At 35.1% G+C, this 11,923-nt stretch carries 11 protein-coding genes; 1 reads left to right on the forward strand and 10 read right to left on the reverse strand.

Translation table 11 applies throughout. The annotated features are described in order from the left end of the window. Positions 1-6 precede the first annotated feature (6 nt). From CTER_RS07280 to CTER_RS28220, 9 genes are all read right to left on the reverse strand, one after another. Complete coding sequence (locus tag CTER_RS07280; protein ID WP_004624542.1) at positions 7-2,325, reverse strand: AraC family transcriptional regulator; 2,319 nt, start codon at positions 2,323-2,325, stop codon at positions 7-9. A gap of 308 nt (positions 2,326-2,633) precedes the next feature. Then, positions 2,634-4,196 carry an extracellular solute-binding protein gene (locus tag CTER_RS07285; RefSeq protein WP_004624659.1) on the reverse strand — a complete coding sequence of 521 codons (1,563 nt, stop codon included), beginning with the start codon at positions 4,194-4,196 and terminating at the stop codon, positions 2,634-2,636. Positions 4,197-4,291: 95 nt separating this feature from the next. After that, a complete protein-coding gene (locus tag CTER_RS07290) occupies positions 4,292-5,185 on the reverse strand; it encodes a carbohydrate ABC transporter permease (RefSeq protein WP_004624603.1) in 894 nt (297 codons plus the stop codon). A 106-nt stretch (positions 5,186-5,291) separates the two neighbouring features. Continuing rightward, positions 5,292-6,254: an ABC transporter permease gene (locus tag CTER_RS07295; protein WP_004624629.1), complete on the reverse strand. Its 963-nt coding sequence runs from the start codon at positions 6,252-6,254 to the stop codon at positions 5,292-5,294. Between the two features lie 513 nt (positions 6,255-6,767). Beyond that, entirely contained in the window at positions 6,768-6,998 is a 231-nt protein-coding gene (locus CTER_RS07300) for a helix-turn-helix domain-containing protein (RefSeq protein ID WP_004624710.1), read from the reverse strand. A gap of 196 nt (positions 6,999-7,194) precedes the next feature. Continuing rightward, positions 7,195-9,159 carry a DUF2075 domain-containing protein gene (locus CTER_RS07305; protein WP_004624620.1) on the reverse strand — a complete coding sequence of 655 codons (1,965 nt, stop codon included), beginning with the start codon at positions 9,157-9,159 and terminating at the stop codon, positions 7,195-7,197. Between the two features lie 10 nt (positions 9,160-9,169). Continuing rightward, a complete protein-coding gene (locus tag CTER_RS07310; protein ID WP_004624612.1) occupies positions 9,170-9,487 on the reverse strand; it encodes a nucleotide pyrophosphohydrolase in 318 nt (105 codons plus the stop codon). A gap of 36 nt (positions 9,488-9,523) precedes the next feature. Continuing rightward, a complete protein-coding gene (radC, locus tag CTER_RS07315) occupies positions 9,524-10,201 on the reverse strand; it encodes a RadC family protein (RefSeq protein ID WP_004624697.1) in 678 nt (225 codons plus the stop codon). Positions 10,202-10,914: 713 nt separating this feature from the next. Then, positions 10,915-11,082: a hypothetical protein gene (locus CTER_RS28220; protein ID WP_004624702.1), complete on the reverse strand. Its 168-nt coding sequence runs from the start codon at positions 11,080-11,082 to the stop codon at positions 10,915-10,917. A 152-nt stretch (positions 11,083-11,234) separates the two neighbouring features. Between CTER_RS28220 and CTER_RS07320 the strand changes: the two genes are divergently transcribed. Continuing rightward, positions 11,235-11,486: a helix-turn-helix domain-containing protein gene (locus CTER_RS07320; RefSeq protein WP_004624626.1), complete on the forward strand. Its 252-nt coding sequence runs from the start codon at positions 11,235-11,237 to the stop codon at positions 11,484-11,486. Between the two features lie 136 nt (positions 11,487-11,622). Here the strand turns inward: CTER_RS07320 and CTER_RS28225 are convergent, their stop codons facing one another. Then, the gene (locus tag CTER_RS28225) at positions 11,623-11,799 is read right to left on the reverse strand and encodes a hypothetical protein (RefSeq protein WP_004624611.1); all 177 of its coding nucleotides are present in this window, start codon (positions 11,797-11,799) and stop codon (positions 11,623-11,625) included. Positions 11,800-11,923 lie beyond the last annotated feature (124 nt).

Here is an 11,923-nt window from a genome sequence, read left to right on the forward strand (position 1 = left end):
AGGTTCTTAATTCTGCTCTTTCTTTCTGAATTGAGTGGGTGTAAGACCATTGAATTTCTTAAAAAAAGTATAGAAATGATTCTCAGAATTCATTCCAATCATTTCACTTATGGCTGCAACTGTCAGATTGGAATTCACAAGCAGCTCCAAAGCTTTTTCGTATCTGTATTTACTTATATAGTCTGTCAGGGATATTCCCAATGCTTCTTTGAATATAGCCCTTAAATAATTAACCGACAATCCTACCCGTTCGGCAATACTTTCAATATTTAATCCGGGATCATTATATTCGTTATGAATTATAGTAAAAACCATATTAATATATTCTCTTTTTGTATCTTTAGGATTATCTTCTATGTATTCTATTTCATTCTTGTATATATAAAGCAGCCATTCCTTAATTTCCTCCAATGTATCAAATCTCTCCACCTGATCTCTCAAAACTTTGAAGGAATATGCATTTCCGGAATTGTTGCAATGATTCATTAAATTGATTGTAGCAATTGAATCGTGTATAATCTGGGAAAGTATAACCATAATATCATCATATTCCATCTGGGCCAGTCTTCCGAAGAACTTATCGACCTGCTTTTCCACAAGATCATATTTGCGCAGCTTCAGATTATTTAATACGGGCATAAAAATATCCTGTGAATAATGATATTTGGCAACCTCTTTCAGGTTCAGTATTTCCTGTGTAATTACAGACCTTTTGCCGTATATCAATCTGTAGTTTGAATTTAAAACAGCATTATTATACGACTTGTTAATATTTTTTATATGCTTCTGTAATGGGCCTATACTGCCGCTTAAAGAAAAATTCAAATGTTTCTGTACTGCATCCTGAATCTGTTTTATGACCGTTTTCAAATCAGCTTCGATTGTGCCCTCAGGCTCTCCCTTGGTTTTTACAATTACGGCGATGGTATCTTCACCCATATCCACAGTTTCATTCGAATAAAATTGTTCTGTCAATTCCTGCGCAATATTCCCTACGGCAAACCTGTAAAGGGATAAATCCTCCACTGAATAATTAAATATTTCTTCATTATAATAGTTATCAATCTTTAAAACATAAACAACAACATTTTGAAAATCAAATTCCAAATTATTAAATCTGCCTTCAAGGTCTGCCCGGTGAATATACCCGCCTAGCAGAAGCTCCTTAAGCAATTCATTTCGGATCAGCCTGGAATCATCCAGGGATTGATACTTTGCCTTTAACAACTCATCTTTCATATTCAGTATAAAATCCGAAACATACTCCAATTCATGCTTTCCAGAACCTTTAATTGCAATAGTACCCGTTGATATATCATTTGCCTTGTTAACAAGCCTGCGAATAGGCAAATAGAATTTTCTGGAAATGAAATATGATATTATAGCTCCTATAGTGAATAGAATTATGCAAAAAATTATAATCAGATTGCGCATGTTATAAGCTTTTGCAACTAACTTTCCATAAGGGGTCACCTGTATTATTTTCCATTTTAATTTGCTTGATGAAATAAAGGTTACAAGTGATTTCTCCCCGTTTACCTCCCCTGTAAACTGTCCGGAATTGTCTTTTGATGCAACTATGGATTTTATATATTCCTCTGAAGATAAATCTTTAAGGAACATATCCGGATCATAATCGGAAATAACCCTTCCTTTTTCATCTACCAGCATAGTGACATCATCTGAAAATGGTATCAGTGATTTCAGGATATTCCGGATATAGCCTTCCTTGACATTTATTATCAGGGCGCCCTCCAGATTTCCGTCTTTATCCGGTGCTTCACTTGAAATCAAAGTAAGCAGGTTATCATTAATTTCAACACCGTTTATATTATAGTTTACTTTTCGAGGAATAAAATGAAGTGTTTTCATTTCATTTTCATTTTTTAAAAGCTTTAATATATCCTTATCATAAAATTCTACTGTGGATGAAGTGCTCCCCTTGGTAGAAAAGACCTTTTGCATATTTCCGTTATACAAATAAACAGATTCTAAAAACATACTGTTGGATATGGCTTTTGTTATTTTGATGCTGGCATTTATTGCTTCAGTGGGAGAAACATCTCTGCTGTAAATACTATTATATACATCTGCGTCTCCGTACAAATCATAAAGATGGTTACTGGACAGGTCCCAGACAAAATCTACAGCTAATGCAGTTTGAGTAAGGATCTGCTTTGATGAGTCACTTGCCTGCCGTATGGTTTGTTTTTCATAGTTATCATAAAATACCAAAGAACAAGTTAAAAGTATTATAGATAACAGAATAATCAAAGAATAAAATAGTTTGGTAAATGAACTCCTCATTTTAAACACTTTCAACATATATTCACCCTATTCTACATTATTAGAGTTAATCTCATAAAGTCAATTACGGTTAAACTATCGGCTTTCAGCAATAGTAATTGTCTTTTTTATCATAGCAAGATTATGTTAACAATGCCAGATGTTTTTTCACTTATACAGCAGCATAAATTAAAATATTTATTTGCATAAAGTGGACTAAATGTTTGTGCATATTACAAATACAAAAGTCCAAAAGTAAAGTCCAGAACATTGAACTTACTTTTGGAATCTTGTAAATAAAATGGAATTTTACAAATAAAAGCTGGGATGTCTACTTATTAAAATTTTTAATTCTTGGAAGCCAAAAATTCATCAACTTGCTTTTTAGCCTCTTCTACTATTTTCAGATATCCTGCATCCTCCAGTTTCTTCTGAATCTTCGGGAGTTCGGAAATATCCAATGACCCATTTAAAATTGGCAGCATTGTTGCAGGCCAAATAGCGGATACCTTTGCAATTTCATTTTTAATAGGATCAAGATTTGGAGTAAAGCCCATCAGCTTTGAGGCAATAAGCTGATTTGGATCTCTCAGCTTTTTATAATAGAACTTATCGTCTTCGGATGAAGTGGCCAAAGTTCTTTCAAAGTTTGGATTCCACATAAGATCGTATCCGGGGAAGTTGTAATTTTTTGAAGCATCTATTCCCTTTGGCAGGTCATATGTCTTATCTCCTGTATCCACCCAGTTTACGTCCTTGATTCCGTATCTCAATATATCGTAATTTGCCTGATCCTGATACATCCAATTTAAGAATTTAATTGCCCTGTCGGGATCCTTTGCATTGGCATTTAAACAGATAAAGTTCCATTGTGCAAAATTTGTTACATGTTTTGTATCTTTTCCTTCAAAGTTTACAAACTCAACTTTTGCACCCGGTATTATTGCATCTAACTGATTTGATATGGTACCTACAATATAATCCCCTTTTATGGAAGCTACCTTGCCGGACTTAAATGCTCCCATTTCATCCTTTTGAGTCATTTGATCCTTTTCTATCAATCCTGATGTATACCATTTTCTTACCATCTTTATCCAATCCAATACATGTGGATTCTCATATATGGGTACTATATCTTCAACTTTATCACCTGTGGCAAATATATCTACTTCGGAGTTGTTTCCGCCGAATAATGTTACATCATATCCTGCATCATAAAAACCGTTGCTGCCGATACAGTAGTTTCCGAGCCAGGTTAAAGGAATCATGCTCTTTTCATTTTCTTTTACTTTTGTTAAATACTGTTCATATTGATCAATAGTTTCAATCGGGGCCATCCCGTATTTTTCCCTAAGATCTCCACGGATCCATATACCATGCTGGCTGGATAATACATCACCTAATGGAATACCCATTATCTTGCCATTTTGACGGTTTGCATCAATCATTTGTTTTGGGAATGCCTTTATTAAATCCGGGCCTGATTTCTCTAACAATGGTTCCAGGTCCAGATATGCTCCCTTTGAAATCATCTGTGACAGATGCATCCACGGTGCATCAAATATAAGATCGGTCTGATCTCCTGCTGCAATCATAACCTGTGCTTTGTTCGGATAATCAGTCCAGGATGCAAAGGTAATGCCTAATGTTACATTAAGTGCCTCTTCCAGCTTCTTATTAGTTTCAGCTAATACTTCATCCAGTTGAAGAGGAGTATCTCCGGGCAATAAAGCTGAAAGTGAATACGGTGTCAGGTTTTCGGAACCGGATGTTGTATCGCCTGAGCTAACAGCGGCAGTGCCGGTTGCAGAACTTGTTGATGTTGATGTGTCTGAATTTGAACCGCAGGCAGTGAACACTGATGCTAACATACCAACTGCAACCACCAGACAAATTAACTTTTTGGTCATTTAAAATTCCCCCTTGATTTTTTTATATGCTAACCGGATTTCCGGAAATAGCCATCTAATGGTCTGTAACACCTAAATTTATAAGTTACAGACCACTAACCTTTAACTGCTCCCACAGTCAGACCTTTGACAAAATATTTCTGAACAAATGGGTAAAACAACACAATAGGGCCGATTGTAACCAGGCTTGTTGCCATTCGCACCGAATATGCGGGAGGTATTATGCCCTGTTTGGCGTTGGGATTAAGTGCCTGTACCTCCGAGGAAAGATTTGATACCAACGCTCTCAAAAGCAGCTGCAATGGCTGAAGATGCCTGTCATTTATAAAAAGCAGACCAAGCCACCAGTCATTCCAGAAAAACAAGCTGTAAAACAGGCCTATTGTAGCCAGTGCAGGAAGAGACAGAGGAAGTGCGATCTTTATAAATATGTAAAAATCCTTTGCTCCATCAATTTTAGCAGACTCTATCAATGATTCCGGGATTGTGCTGAAAAACTTTTTTAACAATAGCATATACCATGGGTTTATAAGGTATGGTACAAACAAAACCCAAATCGTATCCTGAATTTTCAGGTACTGGGTTATTAAAATATACCAGGGTACCAGCCCTCCGGAAAACAGCATGGTAAACACTACATAAAATGATATCTGGTTTCTGTACTTAATAGTTCTGAGAGAAAGTCCATAAGCCATCATTGACGTTATAAGCATTGCAGAACAAGTTCCCAGTATTGTAACCGCAATAGTGATTTTATATGCACCCAGGACCCTGTTTCCTGCAAAAATGGTTCCAAATGCATCTATTGAAAACTTCTTTGGAAACAGCTGATATCCATTTTGGATTATTGACGTTTCATCGGTAAAAGCCCCTGCTACCATTAACCAAAAGGGTAAAAGGCAGAATAGTGAAAACAAAATAATTGATAAATAGGCTACGATGTTATACATAAAATTGCTTTTATTATTTTTTATTTTTGAATGTACCATTATCATTCCTCCGACCTTTTTCAAGAAAATTTGCTACTCTCAATTTTTATAGTGCTCATTTCAACACAGCGAGCAACTATGTTAAAGTGATATAAATTCCTATACGCTAAAATAGCGCTCCGTCACTCTGATATTTCCTTACCAGCAGGTTGGAGCCAAATACCATTACAAAGCACATTACCGACTGGTATAAGCCAATTGCCGAAGCCATTCCGAAATCGGACATCTGTCTGAGTGCTCTGTAAACATATGTATCAATAACGTCGGTGGTTGCATATAACATACCGTTGTCACCGATTATCGAATAGAACATTCCGAAATCTCCATAAAAGATTTTACCTATCTGGAGTAATGCCAGGACCAGAATTGTCGGCATAAGCAGCGGAATTGTAATATACCTTATCTGTTGAAATTTACTGGCGCCATCGATTGATGCAGCTTCATAGCATTCCATATCAAACCCTGTAATAGTGGCAAGATATATTACTAGGTTATAACCGCACCATTTCCAGATATAGAAAATAACCAGTATAGAGGGCCATAGACCCGGTGAACTGTTCCAGCTTACCGGATCAACATTTAGCGTCCTCAGAAAGCTGTTTATTGCTCCGTTGTCACTTGCAAAAAAACCTTGAGTAATAATACCCACAATGGCCCATGATACAAAATACGGTAAAAACATTACCGATTGTGATATTCTCTTAAATCCGTTAGCTGTAAGTCCGTTTAAAAATATTGCCAACGCCACTGAAATAACTGTGCTGGCTATTAGGAATAACAGATTTAGATAAAACGTATTAAATGTAATTTTTAAGGCATCTCCCGAAGAAAAGAAGAATTTAAAATTATCAAAACCGTTCCAGTTGCTGCCGAATATTCCTTTTTTGATATCATAATCCTTAAAAGCCGTAATTACACCTACCATAGGAATATACGCGAAAATTAAGAAAAAGAGTATTCCCGGTAAAATCATGGTATATATGGATTTATTTTTTTTGATTTCATATAATAATCCATTATTAGGTTTTATTTTTTTTGATTGCTTTAATTCATAAAGTCCTTTAGCCACTGCTAAATATCCCCCCAACTGTAAAATGTTTTGCATCCTTTGCACCATGTATCATTTGCATCATATGTTGTATCTGATGCATTAACTTTAGCATTAGGGAGTATATATTTTAAACTTTTCAATTTAACATTTACTTCAAAAGTTAAAAGTTTTAAGCCTATTTATGTTTAAATAGACTCATTATTTTAACTATTTATTTGAAATTTTATAGCAAAAAAATCAGTGAGATGGGCCTTACACCGGTTTGATGGCTGGTTTGACAGCCAGTATAATAAATTCGTGTTGAAAAACCATAACGGAATGTCATGGTTGTGATTTTAAGGATACAAATTGGGATTGGGTTATTGCTGGGAAACCTTACCAGCACAAGAGAAGGTATCGGAAAACCGATACCTTCTCTTGTGGAGTTAATAATTAGGGTTAAACTCTGACTTTATATTTTAAATTAGATAACACCACATACATCAGACTACCCAATTATTATGATTGAATTTGACTTCATATTGTAACTTTTTAAATATCCTCCAATAGACATGTTACAGGTATATTCAATGCGTCACTAACCTCAAACAATACTTCCAATGAAAAGGGCTTGTCACAGTTCTGAGCTTCAATCTTGGTAAGGTAGCTCAGGCTGATAGAAATTTTATCGGCCAGTTCCTGTTGGGTAAGTCCCTTCCGTCTTCTATAATATTTAATTTTCTGTCCTATCTTCTTATATCTATCAGAATACTTACCTGTCATTACTTAACACCTCAAATAGATTGTATCTGATTTACTCATAATTAAAGTTTCACCTATACGGACAACTGATTATTGCAAAGCAAAAATAAAGAAAATGTTTGACCAAAGGTTATGATAAGTATTTTCAAACCATCATAATTTTTATTACATTGAATATGATTTAAATAGACTATGAAATACACTTGTGCCGGAGGCATTAAATATGATCAGTACAACTGCCTAATCTATATTCTGATTTATCATCCGCTGCCTGGCCTTTTTCTTGTGTTGTTGAAGAGTATTCAACAGGTTTATAAAATTTATTAAGTCTTTCTTTTAAGTAATCCTGCAGCCTTTCATCAACACAATATACATAACAGCCTTTTTGTCCTCTTGACATAAGAGTTCTATATGTATTCTTTATTATTTGGTCAGCAATCTGTAATGCATGATCCCTGTTTTCCTTATACATCTTTTTTATGCCGGTTAAAGACTTATCTGTTTTTGCACGTTTTGTGAAATCAGTAATAATCCTCTGCCCATCATATCGCATGTCATTTCCAATAATAACTCCTATAAAATCAAATTCAAGTCCCTGTGAAGTATGTATACATCCTACCTGATCAACGGAATTATTATCAATTGCCCATGTAGTATTGCTTAAATTCCAGCTCATATTAAAGTTATGCTTCTCTATGGATATATCGAATATCCTGCTATCGGTTTTTCCCTCTGATATCCAATTCCAGCAGTATCCCGCAACTAATCTTGCTTTGTTGTTAATTTTATTCTTTTCCTCTATTAACGCCCTAAGTTCGTTCGGATTATCAACAATCTTAAAATCATAATCAAACTCAAATCCATCAAAGTTAGCCGTATTGCCAATCTCCAGTACATCATCCAGCCATGAAAGATATCCGTCTGACCCATTACATCTAAATTGAGATTCAAGTTTCATTTCAACTACCTGGGCTTTATTCAATCGAGCAAATTTAATTATGTCCTCCTTACTACCACAGTCACTTATACTTATCCTCTGGTATTCATCAATAAAGAATATTGAAAATTTAGACGCATTTATTATTTCCTTGGTTTGATTTTCTCCCTTATTTTTAAATAAACCCGATTTCTCACCCAAGCGGTGAGCCTCATCAACAATCAATACATCAAACTCATTTTTATCTGACTCATAATATACACCCGATCCTTTAAACAGATTATCAATATATGATTTTTTATAATTATCCTGTAGTTTCTGTGAATAAACTTCCCGTGGAGCACTATTTTTTGTTACGTACTGACAGACCATATCTTCAGAAGTAAGTTTTACTAATAAATTAATGGCAAGAACTGATTTTCCTGTCCCAGGACCCCCTTCGACTATCAGTACTTGCTTTTTCCCATATCTGTACGCATTTCTTGCCATTTCTAAAGCCGTTTCAAAAACAACCTTCTGATCATCTATCATAATAAACTCTTGATTTCCATCAAGCATTCTCAGCAAACTATCCTGTAAAGATTTTGACGGCCTGATCTTTCCATTTTCAATGATATAGAGTGTCTTCTTGTGATCAGGTTTCTTTATATGTTTCTCAATAAATTCGCGGAGCTTGAAAACATCTCCCTTGGAGTATACCGGAGCCTTTTCAATATAACTCTTGTACACCTCATTGGTTAATGGATCATTTTCTTTTACAAAGTAATTATGGAGGTACGCACAGGGGTATAGCCGCACGCCTTGAGTCTGAACAGATTCATTATATTCCGAAATAAGTTGTGCATATGACCACGCCTGATATGATGGATGGATTGTAAGTTGCCGTCCTTTATATGGGGTTTTGACAACACCATCCTTTTCTATGACTGCCTCAACCTTGTCCCATTGTTTCAATTCAATAATTATTACGGCACTTCTGTCTGCTTCATCCAGACCCGATAACATAAAATCTATTCTTCTGGATGAGGAAGGAATCTTATATTCAATGGCAATCCCTGATTCTGCAGGTATTGCTAATGTATTAAGTACCTTATACATGTAATTCATTGAATTGTTCCACGAATTTATTTCACTTTCTGCCGTACGTCCAATCTTATCTTTATAGGATTCATAAATCTTTACCGCTATTTCATCTCTTTCTACATGATCCATAAATTCTCGCTTTGTAGCCTCATAGACAATCATATGTTCACCTTTAATCAAATTCTGTATATTTTTTGCTATTACCTTTTGATTTTTCTACTGGGTATTTTACCGAATTCTTTTTCAGTTTACTTTCCATAATCTTAATAATGTCAGCATCTATAGAGTCAGCCATTAAAACGCAATAAATCATCACATCAGCAAGTTCTTCCATCACCTTATCCTTATCGAAACTGTTATCCCACTGAAAATTTTCCAACAATTCCCCCGCCTCAATCATAATTGACTTAGCCAAATTCTCAGGTGTATGGAACGATTTCCAATCCCGCTCATCTCTGAATGATAAAATTCCTTTTATAAGTTCTTCCAAATTTCTCAACTCCATTCAAATAATATAAGGAACCTGTTAAATCAGCTTCCTTTCTTTAAAGCTCATATAATTATCTCCAGCAACAATAATATGGTCTATAACTTTGACAGAAATCGGTTCAAGAGCAGAAGTTATCTTCTTTGTAATCTCAATATCATCCTGGGATGGGTTCATACTGCCACTCGGATGGTTATGAGCCAGAATTACACTATTTGCTTGATGTCTCAGTACCAACTCAACAATTAATCTTGGATATACCGGAACCTCATTTAATGTACCTTCATGAACTAATGCAGCATGATTTACGCGATTTTGCGAATCCAGGCAAACAACGAAAAATGCCTCATAAATTCTTCCAGCAAAAAGTGAAACTGCATACTCTCCTGCTTTTGAAGAGCTATTAATATTGGGCTTGTCTCCCCATTTACCTTTAAAGTACCTTCTAGCCAAAGAGGGGGTCAGAGATACGAGAATTGCTGTATTCTCGCTGACACCACAACGGTTGCATATATCTTTTGGGTCAGCTTCAAATAAACCTGCTAATGATCCAAACTCTCGTATCATTTTATGAGAAAGCTCATTAGTGTCCTTCATTGGAATGCAGAAGAAAAGGAGCATTTCAAGAACTTGATGATCCTCAAATGCATCCAGTCCCTCTGTCAAGTATCTTGTTTTTACTCTTTGCCTGTGTCCTTCATGTAATTTCTTTTCCATATACGCCTCTAACCGTACTATCTTTATAAAATTTGGCTTTTAATCTTGCAACTATCATTAAAGTAATACCGGATTTCAATATGAAATTCCGTGCCTTTTAACAATTTATAGTTCATTTGATTTTTTCCCATATGTATTTTAAATTTATTTCTACATAATTTCTACATAATTCCTTCAAAGTCCTGCATAAGTTACATTTGAAAACAAAACTTCTAAAATTGTTAATTTATGTACTGCAGTGATAATCAACTTAAAAAGTAAAAGTGTCATTCTTAAAAGATAATATATATTTATCCCCTGAGTAGCCATTAAGCACACCCCTTATGAGTACATCTTTAAGCCTCCTCTATCGGATAAGTCCATTGAAGGCTTCTGGCGCATCCATGATAGAGAAAAGCATGGGTCTGTATTGACAGCTGAATTATTAGACCTCATCCATGGTAAAGATGTGCTCTACTTTCTTATATGCTCCCAATCAGAGTCGAACTCTGACCTCATCCTCACCATGAATGCTCTGCTCTCAAAAACCTTCGCAGGCTCTGCCCGGCAGAGCACCCAGAGAGTGTGCATTGGGTCATCGTTCGGGCCGAATTAATAATTAGAGTCGACCTGGCTCTTATGCTTACTACGCTTTAAAATAAACTCTTCACCAAATCCCTGAGTTTTTCATAATAAATATTTCGACAGCATAAAAAGAACTAAGTATTTAAATTTTATCGTGATTTCTCGTTAATATACTCTAATATCAATTCCTCAAATTTTAAACTAAGCTCCATCAATTCCTTTAAGTTACATTGTATCGAACCAATATCAGCAGCAGCATCATTCAGCAAAGCCCGAATTTCTTCAATCTCAGCCTTTAGCTTCATAACTCTATCCATAGTCACACCTTCTAAGTAAGTTATTTTACTATCTTTCTGACATGTCCAACATCCAAAAGCCAATTTAATAATTGTAATACTTTAGAACAATCATAAACAAACTTAAGAATATAATCAATATAAAAATGTTCTACTTTAGAACGGAGTTCTTTATGAAAATATACTGGCACAATGATTCAAAGAATATAGTTGGAAAAAGGGTAAGAGAAGCAAGGCTGAAGGCAAGTCCCCATATTACCCAGCAGGATTTGTCAGCTAGACTTGATGTCTTAGGCTATAATATTGATCGTGTTTCTATAAGTAAAATTGAGTCAGGTGATAGATTCGTGGCGGATTATGAGGTTGTGGGTCTGGCTAAGGCTTTGAATGTCGGGCTTGAATGGCTGTTGTGCGAGGAGGAGTGAATATTAACTATTATTCTATTATTAAAATAACGTTTGTTTATACACGTATTGTAATCTTACATTATATGACTTTGCATATTTCCCGGGCTTATGCTGGTTAAATCCCCTTTCCTACTGCAATTTCCGAATATTGTTTTTAACTAAATGATAATAACTTTCCCCGCCTAATCAATTGCATCTCTGTCCCTATATACAGATTTCTTATATCATTAGGTAAATAATCAAGTATTTCCCGAACATCAATAGCAAAAAAATCTGCTATATATTTCTGAGGTAACTTATTTTGTTCTCTAAGTTCTTTTAGGCTTATCATAATATGCCCCCTCAATCCACATTTAGCGTACTAATAATTAAAATATAGTACGCTCTTAGCGTATAATCAATAGAATATCTGAAATTAGTTTGCTTTTCGCGTATTTTACTAATAAATACGCGAA

Source organism: Ruminiclostridium cellobioparum subsp. termitidis CT1112 (assembly GCF_000350485.1).
In the GTDB taxonomy this organism is placed as follows: Bacteria; Bacillota; Clostridia; order Acetivibrionales; family DSM-1351; genus Ruminiclostridium; species Ruminiclostridium termitidis.